This window comes from Microbacterium sp. B35-30 (assembly GCF_010634855.1).
Lineage (GTDB): Bacteria > Actinomycetota > Actinomycetes > Actinomycetales > Microbacteriaceae > Microbacterium.
The window spans coordinates 133,917-153,219 of the sequence record NZ_MWLQ01000018.1 but is presented as its reverse complement, the minus strand read 5'-3'; the positions used below and the strand labels follow the sequence as shown (position 1 = coordinate 153,219).

Below are 19,303 nucleotides of genomic sequence, written 5' to 3'. Positions count from 1 at the left end.
GAGACCCCGAGCCCGTCGATACGCGCAGGAGGATCCGTGAGACTCGCCATCGCCGGCGGCACAGGGATGACCGGCGCGCAGGTCGCCGCGGTCGGGCGCGAGCGCGGCCACGAGGTCACGGTGCTGTCGCGGCGGACCGGCGTGGAGCTCTTGAGCGGCGCCGGCCTTGCGGGCGCGCTCGATGGGGTCGACGCGGTGATCGACGTCACGAACGTCGTGACGGCGAAGCCCGACGTCTCGGTGATGTTCTTCGCCGGAGCGACCAAGAACCTCCTCGCGGCCGAGCGCGCAGCGGGCGTGCCGCACCATCTCGCGCTGACGATCGTCGGGGCCGAGACCGCCCCCGACGGCTACTACGCGGGCAAGCTCGTGCAGGAGCGGCTGGTGGCCGGCGGCGACATCCCTTGGACGATCCTGCGGACGACGCAGTTCCACGAGTACGCGGCGATGATGTTCCACCGCAGCCACGCGGGCGCGCACGTCGCACCGTCGGGACGCGTGCAGCCCGTCGCGGTGCGCGAGGTGGCCGCGCACCTCGTCGACCTCGCGGAGCGTGGCCCGGGCGGCCGGACCACCGACCTCGGCGGTCCGCGGGAGGAGAGCCTCGCCGACATGGTGCGCAGGTACGCCCACGCGATCGGCTACCGCGCGCCGCTGCCGGTCGTGAACACGCCGGGCACCCTCGGTCGCGCGTTCCGCTCCGGCGCCCTGCTGCCCGGCGCCGGCGCACTGCGGGGCACGCAGACCTTCACGGAGTGGCTCGGCGCCCTTCCCGACGCGTGACGCCCGCGCGGCTCACAGCTGGAATCGCGAAAGGGTGTGTTTCCGCGGCGTCCGCGTGCGGAAACATACCCTTTCGCGATTCCCGAGGGGCGAGCGGATGCCGCGCTCACATCTCTTCGTGGGTGAGGGGATCGCCGTCCCAGAGCCGCCCGCGCTCGAGCGCGGACACCGCGGCCACCTCGTCGTCGGTGAGCGTGAAGCCGAACACGTCGGCGTTCTCACGCTGGCGGTCGGGATCGGCGGACTTCGGGATCGGGGTGCTGCCGAGCTGCGTGTGCCAGCGCAGCACGACCTGCGTCGGAGTGACGTCGTGGATGGTGGCGAGCTCGTGGATGACCTGCTCGGTCAGCAGCTCACTGCGGCGGGCGAGCGGGCTCCAGCTCTCGGTGCGGATGCCGTGCGTCTTGTGGAAGGTGCGCAGCGCTTCCTGCGGGAAGTACGGGTGCAGTTCCACCTGGTTCACGGCGGGCACGACGCCGGTCTCTTCGATGAGCTCGGTGAGGTGGTCCTCGGTGAAGTTCGAGACGCCGATCGACCGGACGAGACCCTGGTCGCGTGCCTCGATCATGCCGCGCCACGTGTCGACGTACCGGCCGACGCTGGGGTTGGGCCAATGGATCAGCTGGAGATCGATGCGCTCCAGGCCCATCACGTCGAGCGATCCCTTGATGCTGTCGACGGCCTGCTGCCGGCCGTGGTGCCGACCCGGGATCTTGGAGGTGACGAGAAGCTTGTCACGGTCGACTCCGCTGCGGCGGACGGCCTCTCCGACCTCGCGCTCGTTCTCGTAGTTGACGGCGGTGTCGATCAGGCGGTAGCCGTCCTCGATGGCGGCGACGATGGCATCGATCCCCTCCTCGCCACGCAGGTTGTACGTGCCGAGCCCGAGTTCCGGAAACCAGGCGCCGTCGTTGAGGATCACGGTGGGGATGGCGTTCATGACTCCATCCTGGCCCTGTGTTCCACCCTCGGGCTATCGCGGCGTGCCGGCACGCGACCGGCGCGCGGCGTCACGGGCGATCGTCGACGTCGAGGGTGCCCTCGGTCGCCGCCCGCTCATCGGCAGCGGCGCTGTCGAGCTGGTCGTCGTCGAGGTCGGGATCGAGCGGTCGATCGTCGTCGTCGAGGACCGGGTCGAGGATGCCGTCACCGTCGTCGCGGGCGCTGTCATCGCGCACCGTGTCGTCGTCGTCGCCGATCGGGCCGAGGTACGGGGTGGGGTTGCTCATGGTCTGCTCCCTTCGCTGCCCCGAAAGTACGGCGGTTCGAGGTCGGGCGGAGGGGGCTTGCGGCGGGAAGCGGGAGGCGGTATCGCTACACGGCCGTGCCGCCGCGCGTGCCGGCATCGATGAAGCGGATGCGCTCACGAGAGCCCGGGATGCCGCGCGCCACGCGCGTCCACGAACCGTCGTCGGCCCGCACATCGTAGGCGGCGAACGCACACGGGACGCCCCTCGCATTCATGAGGTCGGCCGAGTCCATGAGCTGGAAGTGCAGGTGCGGTGAGGTCGAGTTGCCGGTGTGACCCACGTTGCCGAGCAGGTCGCCCGCCGCGACCCTTTCGCCCACTCGCACCCGCACGCTCCCCGGCCTGAGATGCGCGAAGCCCGCGTACACGTCGCCGGCACGCAGGATCACGTGGTTGCCGAGGATGGCCGGAATCCTGCCGGGACGGAAGGTCATGCCGTTCCACACCATGCGCGCGACCTCGCGGAACGGGTTGATCCAACGCCGCTCGTGGACGCCGTCGGAGGCCGCGACCACCTCGGCGTCGAACGGCGCGTGAATCCGCGCGTTCCACGCGTAGCACTCGTCGGTGCGCCCACCCACAGTGGAGGCGGTGAAGGTCGAGGCGGGGTGCACGTGCACGCCCGGGCGGTCGTCGACCTTGACGAAGTCGAACGCGTACCGCTGCCCGAGGATGTCGACCCCGTGGCTCGGAATGCGGGCGGCCGGCGTCGTGACGGCCATCCACCCGTCCCCGCGCAGTGGGAACTCCACCACCATCGGATCATCGAGCTCGCCCACGGGTCTCAACCCTCCCAGCGTTCGCGCACCCAGTCCAGCGTCACGACCGCCTGATCGCGCTGGAACCCCCGCAGCGTCGGCATGCTGGGCGGATCGGGCCGCAGCGACGAGCCGAGGAACAGCCCGGCAAACCCGGCGAGCACCCGCGTCGCGGCATCCGCGGCCATACCGTGGAAGACCGGATGCCGCGAGACGATGCCCTCGATGTCGGCGTGCGGGTCGTAGAACCGGACGTTGATGAGCAGCGACAGCGCGTCGAACCACGGCACGCCCCGCGCACCCCACGGCCAGTCCACGAACACCACGGAGCCGTCCTCGCGCAGCAGGATGTTGTCGGCGCGCGTGTCGAAGTGCACGAGCCGGTCGCCCCGGACGTCCGCGACGGCGCGGGCCGCGGCATCCGTCAGCTCCTCATGGCGTGACCGGACGAAGTCGTCGAGGCCGCGCGGCAGCGGCGGCAGCGTCGAGGTGTCGATGCCTCGCCAAAGCTCGGCGTCGCCCGCGATCGCGTCGGGCAGCTCGGACACGGCGGTCTCGGGAGGCAGCGGCGTGGATCCCATGACGTGAAGGGCGTCCAGGACGGCCTCCAGTTCCCGGGGCTGCCAGGGGGTGGACGGATGCCGCGCCTCGACGTCTTCGAGCACCAGCGCGACCCAGTCCTCGTGCTCGACGAAGCCGAGGAGCGCGGGGGCGGGGATCGCCGCCGGAAGCGATGCGGTGACGGCGGCCTCGGCGCGGTGGATGCCGGGCGTATCGGGGTTGACCGAGAGTCCGGCGCTCTTGACGAAGGCGCGACGGCCGGACGCGGTGACGACGCGGTCGGCCGACCCCGGCGAGTATCCGCCGGACTGCGAGTGCGCCGCCACGATCGGCTCACCGAGCACGCCTTCGATCGCCGCGCGGAGCGGAGGAGGGATCTCGTGCCACTGGACGCGGCTCATGCGCCGACCGGCACCGATCCGGGGCGCGCCCCCACGAGCGCCTCGGCGGCACGAGCGGTGCGCACAGCGAAGCGCGTCGTGTCGGCGCCGCGCGCCAGCGACTGGGCGTTGAGCCCGTCGATCATGCCGATGAGCTCCCACGCCACCTCGCCGGGCTCGGTCGTCGAGAAAGCGCCGGTGCGGCATCCGTCCGTCACGATGCCCTCGACCAGCGACTGCCAGCGCTGCATCTGCGCGCGCACGGCGAGAGCCAGGGGCTCGTTGCGGCGGGCCATCGCCCAACCCTCGACCCAGACGACGGTCAGCTCGTCGCGCGTGCCGTCCATCAGTGTGTCGATGACGGCGCCGAGCCGCTCGGCCGGGTCGGCGAGAGCGTCGACGACCTGCTCGACCTCGCGCACCTCCTCCTCGACGAGGTCGGCGTACACGCGGGCGATGAGGTCGTCCATGGACGGCTGGTAGTGCGCGACCAGGCCCGAAGCGACCCCCGCCCGCTCCGCGACGGCGCGGAGGGTGAGCGCGCTGAGGCCGTGTTCGCGCGCGATCGCGGTCGCGGCGCCGACGATCTCGGCGGCGCGCTCGGCGGGGGCCTTGCGGGTGCGCGGCCGCGACGATGTGCTTGACATGGTCTCGCCAGCATAGATATCTTCTCTATTGATCGATAGATCAATTACGAACATCGCGACGCCGGACTCCGCGTGAGCCGTGCAGAGATGAGGGCGACGATGGCCTGGAGGATGCCGCACGAGGGCGATCCGCACGAGCGCACGTGGATGGCGTTCCCGAACGACGGGACGACGCTCGGCGACGACCCGGCCGAGCAGGAGCGCTTCTACGCCGCGTGGAGCGCCGTCGCGACCGCCGTCGCGGACTTCGAGCCGGTCACGATGCTCGTCGATCCGTCGAAGTCGGAACGCGCGCGGCGCATGCTCGCCGAGGGCATCGAGATCGTCGAGACGCCGGTGGACGAGTTCTGGTTCCGCGACCACGGCCCGACGTTCGTGGTCGACGACGACCGTCCCGGCATGCTCGGCGCCGTCGACTGGGTCTTCAACGGCTGGGGCGCCCCGGAGTGGGCGTCGTGGACCGAGGCCGCCGAGCACGCGCGCTTCACGGCCGGACTCGTCGGCGCGGAGCTCGTGAGCTCGCTGCTCGTCAACGAGGGCGGCGGCATCCACGTCGACGGCGAGGGCACCGTGCTCGTCACCGAGACCGTGCAGCTCGACCCGCGCCGCAACCGCTACGCCGACAAAGCCCGCGTAGAGGCGGAGCTTCACCGCACGATCGGCGCGACGAAGGTCATCTGGCTGCCGCGGGGCCTCACCCGCGACTACGACGAGCTCGGCACCAACGGCCACGTCGATATCGTCGCCACCATCCCGACCCCGGGACGCCTCCTGCTGCACGCCCAGCAGAACCCCGAGCACCCCGACTTCGAGGTGTCGCGCACGCTGCGCGCGTTCCTCTCGGAGCAGACGGATGCCGCCGGCCGCACGTTCGAGATCATCGACCTGCCCGCCCCCGAGACGCTCCGCGACCACGAGGGCTTCGTCGACTACAGCTACGTCAACCACCTCGTCGTGAACGGCGGCGTCATCGCGTGCGGCTTCGGCGAAGAGCGCGCGGATGCGCGGGCGCGCGAGAGCCTCGAGGCCGCGTACCCCGGCCGCCGGGCGGTGACGATCGACGCCCGCCAGATCTTCGCGGGCGGCGGCGGCATCCACTGCATCACCCAGCAGCAGCCGGCGGTCGCGCGATGACCCGCCGCTGCCCCGTCGTCGAGGCGACGATCGCCGAGCTCCGCGCAGCCCTCGAGTCCGGCGCGGTCACCGCCGTCGAGCTGCTCGATGCCTACCTCGCGCGCATCGAGGCGCACGACGCGCCCGGCACGGACACCGCCCTCAACGCGGTGGTCGTGCGCAATCCGGACGCGCGGGCCGAGGCTGCGGCATCCGATCTCCGTCGCGCCGAAGGCCGCCCGCTCGGGCCGCTCGACGGCATCCCGTACACGGCCAAGGACTCGTTCCTGGCCAAGGGCCTCACCGTCGCGGCGGGCTCCCCCGCCTTCGCCGACCTCGTCGCCCAGCGCGACGCGTTCTCGATCGAGCGGCTGCGCCAGGCGGGGTGCGTGCTGATCGGGCTGACCAACATGCCGCCGATGGCCAACGGCGGCATGCAGCGCGGCGTGTACGGCCGCGCCGAGAGCCCGTACAACGCCGACTACCTGACCTCGGCGTTCGGGTCGGGCTCGTCCAACGGCTCGGGCACCGCGACCGCGGCCTCGTTCGCCGCCTTCGGGCTCGGCGAAGAGACGTGGTCGAGCGGCCGCGCGCCGGCGTCGAACAACGCGCTGTGCGCGTACACGCCCTCGCGCGGCGTGATCTCCGTGCGCGGCAACTGGCCGCTCGTGCCCACCATGGACGTCGTCGTGCCCCACACCCGCACGATGGCCGACATGCTCGAGATCCTCGACGTGCTCGTCGCCCGCGACCCCGAGACGCGCGGCGACTTCTGGCGCGCACAGCCGTGGATCCGGATCCCGGATGCCGCGGCCACTCGTCCCCGCTCGTACCCGACGCTCGGCTCGGCGGACGCCGCCGGCGCCCGCGCGACGCTCGCCGGCCGGCGGTTCGGCGTGCCGCGGATGTACATCAACGCCGACCCGGATGCCGGCACCAACCCCGACGGCGGCATCGGCGGACCCACGGGCACCCGTGTCGAGACCCGCGCCTCGGTCATCGCCCTCTGGGAGACGGCGCGCCGCGACCTCGAGTCCGCGGGCGCCGAGGTCGTGGAGGTCGAATTCCCCGTCGTCACGAACTACGAGGGCGACCGTCCCGGCGCGCCCACCATCCTGACGCGCGGGCTCGTGACCCCAGAGTTCCTGCACCGCGAGATCGTCGACCTGTCGGCGTGGGCGTGGGACGACTTCCTGCGGGCCAACGGCGATCCGGCGCTCGATCGGCTCGACGACGTCGATCCCGCCATGATCTTCCCCCACCCGCCCGGCGCCCTCCCCGACCGCTACACCGGGTTCGACGACGACATCGCGACCTATCCGGCGCAGGTGCGGGAGCATCCGTACGCCTCGTTCACCGACATCCCGGAGATCGAAGGCGGGGCGCGCGGCCTCGAGGAGACCCGTCGCCGGGATCTCGAGGAGTGGATGTCGGACCTCGGCCTGGACGCCGTGCTCTTTCCCGCGGTCGCCGACGTCGGCCCCGCCGACATGGACGTGAACGCGGCCTCGGCCGATCTCGGCTGGCGCAACGGCGTCTGGGTCGCCAACGGCAACCTCGCGATCCGCCACCTCGGCGTGCCCACGGTCACGGTCCCGATGGGGACGATGGCCGACATCGGGATGCCGGTGGGCATGACGATCGCCGGGCGCGCGTACAGCGATCCCGACCTCCTCGCCTGGGCCGCCGCGTTCGAGGCGCTGCGCCAGCGGCGGACCGCTCCCCCGCGCACCCCCGAGCTGTGAGCACAGCTTTCAGCTTGCTGCCGCTGCGCCAGCGAACCACGACGAATCCCCCGGAAGCACGCGCGCAACGTTTCGCCTCGATCGTTCCTCGTGCGCTCGACGACCGGAAGAATCGCTAGGAACCCATGGAACTTCGCACCTTCACCTCCACCACCACCGATCCGGCTGCCCGTGGCCGCGAGCTGGGAACGGCGTTCGCGCCGCAGTTCGAGCGGACGGCGGCGCTCTACCTGGACCACTTCGAGGAACTGGGCGTCGGCGCCGACGAGGTGCGCGGCATCGCCGAGCGCAGCCGCGCCGCCCTCGCCGCATGGGCGCCCGGCCTCGCGGCCGAGGCCGACGCGATCGCCGACGCCGCGCAGGTCGAGCGATGGCGCGTGGCGGCCGTAGGGGCTCGCACCGAGATCCTGGCCGCGGCGCCGCCCCGGGCGATCAGCGAGTGCTCGACGGCCGTCCATGTCGGGCCCGGCGAGGCGGCCGAGTCCATCCAGACCTGGGATTGGCACGACTTCCTGGTGCCGGAGGGTCTGCTGTGGGCGTTCCCGTCAGAGGCGGGCCTCGACGTGAAGCTGTTCACGGAGTTCGGCACGGCCGCGAAGATCGGCGTCAACAGCGCCGGGCTGGGCCTGCACTTCAACATCCTCTCCCACGCGTCGGACTCGGATGCCGGCGGCGTACCGGTGCATGCGATCGCGCGGCGGGTTCTCGAAGAGGCGAGATCGATCGCCGACGCGCGTCGGATCGCGGCGAGCGCGACGGTGAGTGCCTCGACAGTGCTGACAGTCTTCGAGACCGGCCCCGCCGGCTCTCGCGCCGCGTCGCTCGAGCTCTCCCCTGCCGGCCTCGGCGTCGTCGATCCCGCGGCGGACGACTGGCTGCTCCACACGAACCACTTCCTCGATCCGGAGCTGTTCCGCGGCGACACCATGCCCGCCGACTCCACCACGCGCGAGCGCTTCGCGCACCTGGACGCGGTGCGCAGCGGGCTCGCCGGCCTGGGCCCCGCCGCACGCGCCCTCGCCGCCTGCGGCGGGCAGGGCGCCGACGCCGACATCTGCATGGCCCCTGACCCCGCGCTGCCGCGCATCGATCAGTGGGCGACCCTGCTCACGGTCGCCGTCGACACCGAGGCGTTCGCCCTCGACGTCTTCCCCGGCCGCCCCGACGAGGCCGCCGCCGCAGGGTTCACGCGTTTCTGACCTACGCCGCGCAGGCGGGGCGTCAGCGCAGGCCGGAGCGCAAGTCGTCTCCGGCGCGGCCCACCGCGGGAACCGCGTCGGGCTCGTCGGAGGCGGCGGGTGCGGCATCCGTGCCCTCGTCATCATCGGTGTGCAGTGACGGGGGCGCCGCGGCGTACGCGTCGGAGAGCTCGCGGTAGGGCTTCGACACGAACGCGAGCAGCACGACGAGCAGCAGCACCAGGCTCGCGCCGACGAAGGCGAGCGCCATGCCGCGAGCCTCGCCGTCGCCGAGCAGCCAGCCGAACGTCTCCTGACCCTCTGGCGACTCCATGTACGGGATGAGCCAGAACTGGGCGATCGGCCCGATCAGGAATGCCGAGACCGGCGCGGCGGCGGACTCCACGCTCGCGGCGAAGCCGAAGACGCGTCCCTGCTTCTCATACGGCACGACGCGCTGCACGATCGTCTGCTCCGACGCCTCGGCGATCGGCATGAGCGCCATGAAGATCAGGATGCCGAGGGCGTACAGCCACCACCACTCCCGGATGGCGAAGGTCATGCCGAGCAGCGCGATGCCGATGTTGACCAGCAGCAAGGTGCGCACCGGGTTCTTGCCGAGTCCGAACTTGGCCACGAGCGCCCCGCCGATGATGAAGCCGAAGCTGGTCACACCGAGGACGATGCCCCACACCTCGACCGAGAACAGCGTCAGCCCGTACGGGTCCATGAGGGCCATGAAGACGCCGCCGACGAGGTTGTTGAACGTCGCGAAAAGGATGAGCGCGAGCAGCCCCGGCACCGCCATCACCGCGGGGATCACGCCGCGGAAGCTGAAGCCCGCAGGCGCCACACCCTCCACGTGGACGACGCCCCGCTCGGGGATGGGCACGAACAGCAGGTGCACCAGCGCGACACCGGTGGCGGCGATGGCGATGGCGACCGTCCAGCCCATGCCGAGGAGACCGATCGAAAGCCCGGAGAAGACGCTCGTCACCATGAACGCGATGCCCTGCACCGCGCCCACCAGGCCATTCGCGCGATCGCGGCGCTCTGCGGGAACGAGCAGGGTGACCGTCGTCGACAGCGCGATGTTGCGGAGGTTCTCGACGACTCCGCCCACGAGGATGACGCCGGCGAACGCCCAGAACCAGGGTCCGGTCCAGTCGAGCAGCGCGCTCTCGGGGATCGTCAGGAAGATCGCGCCCGCGAGCAGGTAGGCGACCGCCGTCACGATGCTCGAGAGCAGCATGACCGCCTTCTTCTTCATGCGGTCGACGATCACGCCGAACACCACGCCGAACACCGCCACGAGCAGCATGTACGAGCCGCCGATGATGGCCGTGGCGAGCACCGACTGCGTTTCGAGGTACACCCAGAACGTCAGGGCGAACCACAGGAAACTGCTGGTGACATTCGCGAGGGCCGTGTTGACGAGCACCTGGTAGAACGCGCGCAACGTCCGCGTGTCAGGCTGCGGCTGGAGCGGATCTGCGGATGCCGCGGGCCCGGTGGGGCTCGAATCACTCATGTCGATTCCTTGGCGTGTTCTCGGTCGGGGAGGGCGAAGCGAGCGGCTAAGCTCAATGTGTACACCGTTCACATTGAATGTTCACACGGTACACACCCGAGCGGGAGGGCGCAATGACTTCACCACTGCGCACATATCATCACGGCGACCTCCGACATGCGCTGATCGCCGAAGGGCTGCAGCTCGCGCGCACCGGCGGGCCGGCCGCGGTGACGCTGCGCGAAGCCACCCGCGCCGCCGGCGTCTCGCCCAACGCCGCGTACCGGCACTTCACCGACCGCGACGCCCTGGTGCGGGCGGTCGCCCGCGAAGCTCAGCTCGCCCTGGCCGGCGCGATCACCGCGCGGGTCGAGGCGACCCCGGCCACGCTCGCGCCGGCAGCCGCTGCGATCGAGCGCCTCCGCCGCGTCGGCACCGCGTACATCGACTTCGCGCGTGCCGAGCGGGGGTTGTTCGAGACCGCTTTCTTCACGCAGGACACGCACGCAAACGACGCCATCGTCACCCTCGACGACCAGATCGTCGCGCCCTTCCGCCTCCTCATGGACACGCTCGACGCGATGGTGGATGCCGGAGCCCTCGCGCCCGAGCGCCGGCCCTACGCCGAATGGGCCTGCTGGTCGGCGGTCCACGGCTTCGCCGACATCGCCGCGCACGGCCCGCTGCGATGGCAGCCGGCATCCGTCGTCGATGCCCTCGCAGCCACCGTCGTGGAGGCCGCGATCACCGGTGTACGAGGCACGCCCGTCGCACCCTCGTAGACTGCCCGCATGGCCGACCATGCGGCGCCCCGCGCAGCCCCGCGCTCCTCACTGGTGCGGCAGGCACTGTGGTGGGCGGCCGACTATCTCTACGCCGGACGACGGCAGCTCGCCGTCCTCTCGCTGCCGTGGTCGGTCGGCCGTCCCCGCCCGACCCCCGCTGCCTGGCGGCAGGGCGATCCGGAGCTTCCCGAGGTGTACCTCGTTCCCGGGGTGTACGAGCACTGGACGTTCCTGCGCCCCCTCGGAGACGCGCTGGCAGCGGCCGGCCACGGGGTGCGCGTGGTGCACGGCCTGGGCGTGAACCGCCGCAGCATTCCCGACACCGCCGACCGCCTCGAACGCATGCTCGCCGGCGCACCGGTGCCGAGCGCCGGGATCGTGCTCGTCGCGCACAGCAAGGGCGGCCTCATCGGCAAGCACGTGCTGGTCACCTCCGGTGCGGCGATCGAGGCGGCGAAGGCCGCGGATGCGGGAGAGGACCCGACGGATGCCGCAGCCGCCGCGACGCCGCGCACCAGCACCCGCCCACTCGGGCTGCTGGGGATGGTGGCGGTGGCCACGCCGTTCGCCGGCGCACGGCGGGCGCGGATCTTCGTCGATCCGAGCATCCGTGCGTTCCTGCCCGAGGACGAGACGATCGTCATGCTCGGTCGCGAGACCTCGATCAACGGGCGCATCGTCTCGATCTACGGCCCGTTCGATCCGCACATCCCCGAGGGCAGCGCTCTGGACGGGGCGACCAACATCGCCGTGCCCGCCGCCGGGCACTTCCGGGTGCTCGCCGCTCCGTCGACCCACCGCGCGGTGCTCGAAGGCATCGCGCTGCTCGCGCAGCGCGACGGGGCCTGAGCAGTGACAGGGCCTGAGCAGCGACAGGGCCTGAGCAGCGACAGGGCCTGAGCAGCGACAGGGCCTGAGCAGCGACAGGGCCTGAGACCGGCCTCCGACGTCAGCCCACCGGGCGGTGCGGCCACCATTCCGGCAGCAGCGCCAGATAGACACGCAGGAAGTCCTCGACGCGGGGGCGCGGATGCCGCAGCCATCCGTCGATGACCCCCACCGTGCCGTCGGCGAGGAAGCGGGCGGCAGCGTCCGCGACGGCCGAGTCCGCGACGCCGGCGGCGGTCAGCGGGAGTCGGATGCGCCCGCGTTCCAGCAGGATCTCGGTGGTGCCGCGGAAGTGCCGGCTCAGCATCGCGTGCAGCGTTCCTCCCCCGTCCGCCAGCTCGCGGCGGTAGATGTCGACGTGGCGCAGGATGTGGCGGAGCACACCCTCGGTCACCGTGGCGACGGCGGTGGCGGCATCCGATCGGTCCTTCATCAGATCGTCACGCAGGACGTCGAGCTCTGCGGTCAGCGCGGCTTCGACGAGACCTGCAGGAGACTCGGCGTGCTCGTAGAACGTCGACCGGTGCACATCCGCCGCTTCGGCGAGCTGTGTCACGGTCAGGCTCGAGATCGGTCGGTCGGTGGCGAGCGCGAGCGCGGCGGCGTGCAGGCGGTCGCGACTGCGCTGCTTGCGGGGATCCATTCCACCTCCGGGAATCTTTTCGACAGGTGTAGGTTAACTCATGAGTAACCGACATCTGTCGGAGAAACAATTCGGCGCCACGCGCTGACGCCGCCAACGGAGGTACATCATGGCTACGTACGATGTCGCGGAGCGTTCCGCCATCGTCACGGGCGCCGGATCCGGCATCGGCCGGGCGGTAGCCCTCACTCTCGCCGCGAACGGTGCGGCGGTGGTCGTCGCGGACGTGCGGCAGGACCCCGCGGATGCGGTCGTCGCCGAGATCACGGCGGCCGGCGGCACCGCGGTCGCGTTCGTCGGCGACGTCTCCGACCCCGCGGTCGGACAGGCGGCCGTCGACGCCGCCGAGGCGCTCGCTCCCCTGCGCATCGCGGTGAACAACGCCGGCATCGGCGGCGCAGCCGCGCCGATGGGCGAGTACCCGATCGATTCGTGGCAGAAGGTCATCGAGATCAACCTGAACGCGGTGTTCTACGGCACGCGCGCGCAGGCGCCTGCGATCGCCCGCAACGGCGGCGGCTCCATCGTCAACATCTCGTCGGTGCTGGGCTCGGTCGGCATCCCGATGTCGTCGGCGTACGTCACGGCGAAGCACGGCGTCGTCGGCCTCACCAAGAACGCCGCGCTCGAGTACGGCGCGCAGGGCGTCCGCGTCAACGCCGTCGGCCCCGGCTTCATCCGGACCCCGCTGGTCGACGCCAACCTCGACGCCGACGCGCAGGCCGCCCTGGCCGCCAAGCACGCCCTCGGCCGCCTGGGCGACTCGCAGGAGGTCGCGAATCTCGTCGCGTTCCTCGCATCGGATGCCGCGACCTTCGTCAGCGGCAGCTACCACCTCGTCGACGGCGGCTACGCGGCCCAGTAGCATCCGGTCCCCGAACCAGCGGCCCGCGCGAACCCGAATCGCGCGGGCCGCTTCCCATTCCTGCAGGCGATTACGGCGGCGCCGGGGTCCACACCAGCGTGTGGCCGGTGGCGGCGAAGGCCTCGTTGCCTGCGAGCTTGCCGCTGGTGGTCGCGGTGCGCACGAAGCCGAGCGACTCGTAGAACTCACGGGCGGCGTTGCCGTCGAGCACCTCGAGCTCGACCGGCCCACCCGCGCGCGCGAGGAAGTGCTCGACGAGCGCGCGGCCGATCCCCTGGCGATAGAACGCGGGGTCGACGTAGATCCAGGTGATCTCGCCGCCCTCGTCGCCCACACTGCCGGCGATGAACCCGACGACGCGGCCCCCGGACTCGGCGACCCACACCTTGTCGTCGAACAGGCCTTCGTTCTCGTACGTGTCGGCCAGGCTGAGGTACGCCTCGAGAAGGCCCGCTCCGCGCAGCTCGTCGAGGCGGGCGGCGTCGTGGATGCGGGAGATGTCGTCCCAGTCCTGCGACTCGTACGGACGGATGCCGACGCTCACAGCGCCTGCGCCTGCTGCTCGTCGCCCGCGCGCGCCTCCGCCACCCCGCGCCAGGCGCGGAGCACCTCGACGTGCCGCAGCAGGAAGGCGCGCTCGTCGAGACGCTTGCGGCGCAGCCACCCGGTGACCTCGTCGTTGCTCTTGCTCGCGTTGCACGAACGGCATGCAGGGACGACGTTCTCGAACGTGTATCTGCCGCCGCGCGAGATGGGCAGCACGCAGTCCTTCTGGAACGGGCCGGCCTCGGTGCCGCAGTAGGCGCACGATGCCCACGCCTCGAGCAGCGCCTCCCACTCGTCGAGGGTGAGGTCGTTGTCGGCGGCAGCCACGCGACGCGCCCGGCGCCGGGCTGCGCGCGCTCGCCTGGTCTGACTCACCGCCATGCAGGCCACGCTACCGAGCGCCACGGTCGACGCGGGCCGACGCGGCCGGACGCGTGCCGGATGAATGCGGCGCCCGCGCCGACGGCTCTCGCCGAGACCACATGTCATCGGCGCATGCGTCGTGTGATCTCGGCGAGAGCCCGGACGTGTCTGGACAGACGACTTGTCCCGGAGGACGCGCCGCCTCAGGCGACGGCGTCCGGCACGCCGTCGAGGAGCTTCTGGATCGTGGTGATGACGCCGTGGTCGAGGTTCGAGGGGGCGCAGAAGCGCGCCCGGGCCGCGATATCCGGGTGCGCGTTGGCCATCGCGAACGACAGGGCGGCAGCATCCATCATCTCGAGGTCGTTGAGGTAGTCGCCGAACGCGGCGGTCTGCTCGTGCGTGATCCCGGTCGCCGCCTGCAGCCGGCGCAGGGCCACGCCCTTGTTGACGCCGATGTTCATCACGTCGATCCAGTGGTGTCCCGAGACGACCACCTGGTGCGTCGCGCGCAGGTCGTCGAGCGCGGGGGCCGTGGTCGCAGCCTCCACGAAATCGAAGATCGCCACCTTGAGGATCTGGTCGTCGACCTCGAGCAGGTCGTCGACGACCTGCAGGCGCGCGTAGTACTTCTGCGCCTCCGCGAGGAACGGCGCATCCGCGCGCTCGATGTAGGCGGACCGCTTGCCGCACACGACGACGCCGAGGTCACTGCCCGCCGCGGTGAGCGCGCGCAGGCGGGCCACGAGGGATGCCGTGAAGGCGGCGTCCATCGCGTCCGAGCTGATCTCGGCATCGCCTTCGACGACGTACGCGCCGTTCTCGGCGATGAACACCATGTGGTCGAGGTGCTGTGCGAACGCGCGCTGAAGGGTGGCGAGCTGGCGCCCACTCGCCGGGGCGAAGCGGATGCCGCGGGCGTGCAGGCGGTCGAGCAGCGGCCACAGGGCGTCGGGGATGCGGCCGTCGCCGTCGAGCAGCGTGCCGTCCATATCGACGGCGATCAGGCGCAGGTCAGGCGAGGGATAGGGCATGGCACCTCCCTCTCAAGGGTAGGCGCGCTCACAACGAACACCGACCGCCGGTGAGTAACGCGTAACCAACGCGCGCATCGGCGCGGGTACTTTAGGGGGCGTGACCGCTCCCGTCGATGCCACCACCACGTCCGCGTGGACCGAGCTCAGCTCGATCCGCGACTCGTTCACCCCCGATCTGCGCGATTGGTTCGCGATCGACCCGCGTCGTGCCGAGCGGCTGAGCTTCGAGCTCGCCGACCTGCACGTCGACCTGTCGAAGAACCTCGTGACCGACGCGATCCTCGCCGCCCTCGTGCGTCTCGCCGAACAGACCGGCGTCGCCGAACGCTACGCCGCCATGATCGCGGGCGAGCACATCAACACCACCGAGGATCGTGCCGTGCTCCACACCGCGCTGCGCCGCCCGCCGGGCGCGGAACCCGCCCTCGTCGTCGACGGGCAGGACATCGACACCGACGTGCAGTCGGTGCTGACCGCGATGACGGAGTTCGCGACCCGCGTGCGCAACGGCGAGTGGACGGGCGTGACAGGCAAGAAGGTCACGCACATCGTCAACATCGGCATCGGCGGCTCCGACCTCGGCCCCGTCATGATCTCGGCGGCCCTCGAGCCCTACGCGACCGCCGGCATCGAGGCTCGGTTCGTCTCGAACATCGACCCGACCGACCTCGCGCAGAAGACGAAGGGCCTCGACCCCGAGACGACGCTGTTCATCGTCGCGTCGAAGACGTTCACGACCCTCGAGACCCTCACCAACGCGCGACTCGCCCGCGACTGGCTGTGGTCCGGTCTCGAGGCATCGGGTGCGATCGACGGCGCTGCGACGGGGCTCAGTGACGAGCAGAAGACGGATGCCGTCGCCCACCACTTCGTCGCCGTCTCGACCGCGCTCGACAAGGTCGCCGCCTTCGGCATCGACCCCGTGAACGCCTTCGGGTTCTGGGACTGGGTCGGCGGCCGCTACTCCGTCGATTCTGCCATCGGGCTGTCGCTCATGATCGAGCTCGGCCCCGATGTCTTCCGAGAGCTGCTCGCCGGCTTCCACGCCGTCGACGAGCACGTCCGCACGACCCCGCTCGAACGGAACGTGCCGGTGCTGATGGGCCTGCTGAACGTCTGGTACTCGAACTTCCTCGGAGCGCAGTCGCACGCGGTGCTGCCGTACGCGCAGCAGCTGAGCCGCTTCGCCGCCTACCTGCAGCAGCTCACGATGGAGTCCAACGGCAAGTCGGTGCGCTGGGACGGCTCCCCGGTCACCACCGACACCGGCGAGGTGTTCTGGGGCGAGCCGGGCACCAACGGCCAGCACGCGTTCTACCAGCTGATCCACCAGGGCACGCGCCTCATCCCCGCCGACTTCATCGCGTTCGCGAACCCGGCTTATCCGCTGGCCGACGACGGCCGCGACGTGCACGGGCTGTTCCTGTCGAACTTCCTCGCGCAGACCAAGGCGCTGGCGTTCGGCAAGACCGCCGAAGAGGTCGAGAGCGAGGGCACCACGGGCGCGCTCGTCGCCGCCCGCACCTTCGCCGGCAACAAGCCGACGACGTCGATCTTCGCGCCCGCGCTGACCCCGTCGGTGCTCGGCCAGCTGGTGGCTCTCTACGAGCACATCACCTTCACACAGGGCGTGATCTGGGGCGTGAACTCGTTCGATCAGTGGGGTGTCGAGCTCGGCAAGCAGCTCGCGCTGCAGATCGCTCCGGCCATCGAGGGCGACGAGTCGGCGATCGCCGCGCAGGACGCCTCGACCCGCGCGCTCCTCGCCTATTACGCCGCGCACCGCACGGTGTAGCGCCTCGGCCTGGAAGGGGGAGGATGCCGGATTCCCGGCATCCTCCCCCTTCGTCGTGACGGCGGCAGCGGCCTTCCCGTGCCTCGGATCAGGCCTTTCGGGGAAAACCGCTCCCACGATTCGTCCAGGAAAACACCGGGAGTCGCTCAGACGGCATGAGGCAGACTCGGGGGCTTGTGCGTCCGACCCGACGGCGCACGGCGCCGATTCCCGCGGCGCGCAACCCGAAGGATCGTACGTTCGTCATGCATTCAGATACGTCACACACGACTGCCCGCCGCCGCCGCTTCCTCATTCCCACGGTCGCCGCCGGCGCCGCCCTCGGCGTCGTCGTCACCGCAGGCCTCACCCTGGCCTCCCCGACTCTGGCGGCCGCCGCACCGCTGGCCGCGTCGGCCATCGCCTCGGCCGCGGCTCCCGAAGCCACCGCCGAGACCCTCCGCGACATCCGTGTCGACGCGCAGGGCACGCTGCTCACCGCCCGTGTCACACTCACCGAGGCGGCCGCGCTGACCTCCGACATCGCCACGTCCGGTCTCGATCTCGGCGTGGCCGACACGTCGGTCGACACCGCCCCGCTCGAGGAGGCGACCGAGCGACTGTCGAAGCTCGACGTCGTGCCCATGCTCCTGGTGCCCGGCCTCGCGGCCGACGCGGCCGGCGTGACCGACAAGATCTCGGTGCGCGTCGCCGAACTGCGCGAGCACCTCGCCGCTGCCAAGGCGCAGAAGGCCGCCGAAGAAGCGGCAGCCGCCGCTGCCGCGGCCGCCGCAGCCGAGGCGCAGCGCCAGGCCGAGGCCGCCGCAGCGGCCGCCGCCGCGCTCGCTGCCGCGAACACCGTCGACGGCGCCAAGGCGACCGCGCGCCAGATGGCCGCCTCGCAGTACGGCTGGGGCGACGGCCAGTTCTCGTGCCTCGACTCACTGTGGGACAAGGAGTCGGACTGGAACTACCAGGCCTACAACTCCGGCAGCGGCGCGACCGGCATTCCCCAGTCGCTGCCCGGCAACAAGATGGCCACCTTCGGCGCCGACTGGCAGAGCAACGCGACCACGCAGATCGCGTGGGGCCTCGACTACATCGAGCGCGTCTACGGCGCCCCGTGCGCGGCGTGGGGTCACTCGCAGGCCACCGACTGGTACTGATCCGCGCCGCTCGGTCATCGAGCGAGCGTGTGAATCGAGACGCGGATGCCGCACCCGGCCGGGTGCGGCATCCGCGTTTTGTCATTCCGAGGGGAACGGGTTCGGGTCGAGCGCCCACGCGGTGATCGCGACCGTCGAGCCCTCCACGATGTCGAGCTCGATCGGCCACGAGCCGCGGGTCATGCCGGCGGTGGGCGCGGCGTGGACCGTCTTCGTCACCAGCGCGCCATGCGGCGAGGCGGCGTCCCACCCGAGGAGGGTCACGGCGTACCCGCCTGCGGGCACCTCGATGCGCTGCGGGCCGGGGTCCTGCGTCATGAAGGACCCGCCCTGCTCGAGGGTGACCGCGAGCAGGTGGCGGTTCTGGTCCTCGAACGCGACGTCGGGGTAGCCCTCGATCACGCACGGCTCCTCGGAGAAGTTCACGAGCCGGATCGGCATGCCCCGATGCCCGGTGGCCGCATCGGGCTCGCCCTTGAGCAGGGTCGCCTTGTCGGGCGTGCACCACTGCGGGTCGAGATCGCCGGATGCCGGAGCCGCCGTGGGCACCGGGGCCCCCGGTGCGTTCGGGTCGGGCAGCGCGCCGAAGGTGTTCTGCGCTTCGATCTCGCGTTGGGCGTCGACCTCGGCCTGGATCGCGGCCGTGCGCGCCTGGTCGGCCAAGACCCCGCCCGCGACCACCGCCACGACTGCGACGGCCGCCGCCGGCAGGAGCCAGACGGGACGCCGGGCCTGCGGCGCCGCACCGGATTCTGCGGGTGCCGGGGCGGGCACGCGGGCGACGAGGCCCGGCATCCATCCCACGACCAGACCCCAGAGGGCGCCCGCCGCTGCCGACGCGCCGAACTCGCCCACCAGGAGTCCGCGGGGTCCGGACATCGCGACGGAGCTCCACGCGGAGGCGACGTCGACGGCGAGTCCGACGAGCGCGCCTGCGGCGACGGCCGCGAACCACGCGCCGACGAGGAGCGCTCCGTGGCGTGCCGCGAGCGCGGTGAACAGCGCATGGCAGAGCGCGACGGCGAGCGCGCCGCCCAGTACGATCACGATCAGCCATCCGCCGACCGGACCCCACAGGAGCGACGGCGAAACGAGGTCGGGCACGAGGTTGCCGACCTGGGCGGCCCCGCCGGGGAGCTGCGAGAACACCCATCGGGCGCCGACGACGAGGATCCAGAGTGCCGCGGCGAGCGCGCTCGATGCGAGCAGGCGGCCAGTGGTGAGAGTGCGCATCGCCTCTCATACTGGCGAGCCCCGCCCCCATCCGCGAAACGCCGGCGCGTCGCTCGGACGTCCCGGCACCGCGCCCGGA

The 19,303-nt window shown here is 71.4% G+C and carries 20 protein-coding genes; 9 read left to right on the top strand and 11 right to left on the bottom strand.

Annotated features, from left to right (window positions below; genetic code table 11):
* Positions 1-36: 36 nt before the first annotated feature.
* Positions 37-783, top strand: a complete 747-nt coding sequence (locus B2K11_RS10725; protein ID WP_163618270.1) for an SDR family oxidoreductase — start codon at positions 37-39, stop codon at positions 781-783.
* Between the two features lie 106 nt (positions 784-889).
* Here the strand turns inward: B2K11_RS10725 and B2K11_RS10720 are convergent, their stop codons facing one another.
* The 5 genes from B2K11_RS10720 to B2K11_RS10700 form a co-directional block, all read right to left on the bottom strand.
* On the bottom strand, positions 890-1,723 hold the full coding sequence (locus B2K11_RS10720; protein WP_163618269.1) for an aldo/keto reductase: 834 nt from the start codon (positions 1,721-1,723) through the stop codon (positions 890-892).
* Between the two features lie 70 nt (positions 1,724-1,793).
* Positions 1,794-2,012 (bottom strand): hypothetical protein, encoded by a 219-nt coding sequence (locus tag B2K11_RS10715; RefSeq protein WP_163618268.1) that lies wholly within the window; start codon positions 2,010-2,012, stop codon positions 1,794-1,796.
* A gap of 85 nt (positions 2,013-2,097) precedes the next feature.
* Positions 2,098-2,811, bottom strand: coding sequence for a M23 family metallopeptidase (locus tag B2K11_RS10710; protein WP_163618267.1), 714 nt, complete (start codon positions 2,809-2,811; stop codon positions 2,098-2,100).
* Between the two features lie 5 nt (positions 2,812-2,816).
* Positions 2,817-3,752 (bottom strand): phosphotransferase, encoded by a 936-nt coding sequence (locus tag B2K11_RS10705; RefSeq protein ID WP_163618266.1) that lies wholly within the window; start codon positions 3,750-3,752, stop codon positions 2,817-2,819.
* Positions 3,749-4,378 carry a TetR family transcriptional regulator C-terminal domain-containing protein gene (locus B2K11_RS10700; RefSeq protein WP_163618265.1) on the bottom strand — a complete coding sequence of 210 codons (630 nt, stop codon included), beginning with the start codon at positions 4,376-4,378 and terminating at the stop codon, positions 3,749-3,751. Before B2K11_RS10700 ends, B2K11_RS10705 begins: the two co-directional genes overlap by 4 nt.
* 99 nt (positions 4,379-4,477) lie before the next feature.
* On the opposite strand from B2K11_RS10700, the gene B2K11_RS10695 reads away from it, so the two are divergent.
* The 3 genes from B2K11_RS10695 (at position 4,478) to B2K11_RS10685 (ending at position 8,435) form a co-directional block, all read left to right on the top strand.
* On the top strand, positions 4,478-5,512 hold the full coding sequence (locus tag B2K11_RS10695) for an agmatine deiminase family protein (protein WP_163618264.1): 1,035 nt from the start codon (positions 4,478-4,480) through the stop codon (positions 5,510-5,512).
* Complete coding sequence (locus B2K11_RS10690; RefSeq protein ID WP_163618263.1) at positions 5,509-7,236, top strand: amidase; 1,728 nt, start codon at positions 5,509-5,511, stop codon at positions 7,234-7,236. The genes B2K11_RS10695 and B2K11_RS10690 overlap by 4 nt, the downstream gene beginning before the upstream one ends.
* Before the next feature lie 125 nt (positions 7,237-7,361).
* Complete coding sequence (locus B2K11_RS10685) at positions 7,362-8,435, top strand: C45 family peptidase (protein ID WP_163618262.1); 1,074 nt, start codon at positions 7,362-7,364, stop codon at positions 8,433-8,435.
* A 22-nt stretch (positions 8,436-8,457) separates the two neighbouring features.
* Here B2K11_RS10685 and B2K11_RS10680 read toward each other — a convergent pair whose 3' ends face one another.
* A complete protein-coding gene (locus B2K11_RS10680) occupies positions 8,458-9,945 on the bottom strand; it encodes an MFS transporter (RefSeq protein ID WP_163618261.1) in 1,488 nt (495 codons plus the stop codon).
* Positions 9,946-10,058: 113 nt separating this feature from the next.
* Between B2K11_RS10680 and B2K11_RS10675 the strand changes: the two genes are divergently transcribed.
* A complete protein-coding gene (locus B2K11_RS10675) occupies positions 10,059-10,706 on the top strand; it encodes a TetR/AcrR family transcriptional regulator (protein WP_163618260.1) in 648 nt (215 codons plus the stop codon).
* Positions 10,707-10,715: 9 nt separating this feature from the next.
* Positions 10,716-11,558, top strand: a complete 843-nt coding sequence (locus B2K11_RS10670; protein ID WP_163618259.1) for a hypothetical protein — start codon at positions 10,716-10,718, stop codon at positions 11,556-11,558.
* A 100-nt stretch (positions 11,559-11,658) separates the two neighbouring features.
* Here the strand turns inward: B2K11_RS10670 and B2K11_RS10665 are convergent, their stop codons facing one another.
* Entirely contained in the window at positions 11,659-12,240 is a 582-nt protein-coding gene (locus B2K11_RS10665; RefSeq protein ID WP_163618258.1) for a TetR family transcriptional regulator, read from the bottom strand.
* Positions 12,241-12,349: 109 nt separating this feature from the next.
* Here B2K11_RS10665 and B2K11_RS10660 point away from each other — a divergent pair, with 109 nt between their 5' ends.
* Positions 12,350-13,105 (top strand): SDR family NAD(P)-dependent oxidoreductase, encoded by a 756-nt coding sequence (locus tag B2K11_RS10660; RefSeq protein WP_163618257.1) that lies wholly within the window; start codon positions 12,350-12,352, stop codon positions 13,103-13,105.
* Between the two features lie 70 nt (positions 13,106-13,175).
* On the opposite strand, the gene B2K11_RS10655 is transcribed toward B2K11_RS10660, so the two are convergent.
* The 3 genes from B2K11_RS10655 to B2K11_RS10645 all read right to left on the bottom strand — a co-directional run bounded on the left by B2K11_RS10655 (position 13,176) and on the right by B2K11_RS10645 (position 15,048).
* On the bottom strand, positions 13,176-13,649 hold the full coding sequence (locus B2K11_RS10655) for a GNAT family N-acetyltransferase (RefSeq protein ID WP_163618256.1): 474 nt from the start codon (positions 13,647-13,649) through the stop codon (positions 13,176-13,178).
* Positions 13,646-14,032, bottom strand: coding sequence for an HNH endonuclease (locus tag B2K11_RS10650; RefSeq protein WP_163618255.1), 387 nt, complete (start codon positions 14,030-14,032; stop codon positions 13,646-13,648). Before B2K11_RS10650 ends, B2K11_RS10655 begins: the two co-directional genes overlap by 4 nt.
* Before the next feature lie 185 nt (positions 14,033-14,217).
* Positions 14,218-15,048, bottom strand: a complete 831-nt coding sequence (locus tag B2K11_RS10645; protein WP_163618254.1) for a Cof-type HAD-IIB family hydrolase — start codon at positions 15,046-15,048, stop codon at positions 14,218-14,220.
* Positions 15,049-15,148: 100 nt separating this feature from the next.
* Here B2K11_RS10645 and pgi point away from each other — a divergent pair, with 100 nt between their 5' ends.
* Both pgi and B2K11_RS10635 read left to right on the top strand, forming a co-directional pair.
* Positions 15,149-16,846 carry a glucose-6-phosphate isomerase gene (gene pgi, locus B2K11_RS10640; RefSeq protein WP_163618253.1) on the top strand — a complete coding sequence of 566 codons (1,698 nt, stop codon included), beginning with the start codon at positions 15,149-15,151 and terminating at the stop codon, positions 16,844-16,846.
* A 245-nt stretch (positions 16,847-17,091) separates the two neighbouring features.
* Positions 17,092-17,991: a phospholipase gene (locus B2K11_RS10635; protein WP_163618252.1), complete on the top strand. Its 900-nt coding sequence runs from the start codon at positions 17,092-17,094 to the stop codon at positions 17,989-17,991.
* Positions 17,992-18,072: 81 nt separating this feature from the next.
* Here the strand turns inward: B2K11_RS10635 and B2K11_RS10630 are convergent, their stop codons facing one another.
* Positions 18,073-19,224 (bottom strand): DUF4232 domain-containing protein, encoded by a 1,152-nt coding sequence (locus B2K11_RS10630; protein ID WP_163618251.1) that lies wholly within the window; start codon positions 19,222-19,224, stop codon positions 18,073-18,075.
* Positions 19,225-19,303: the final 79 nt, after the last annotated feature.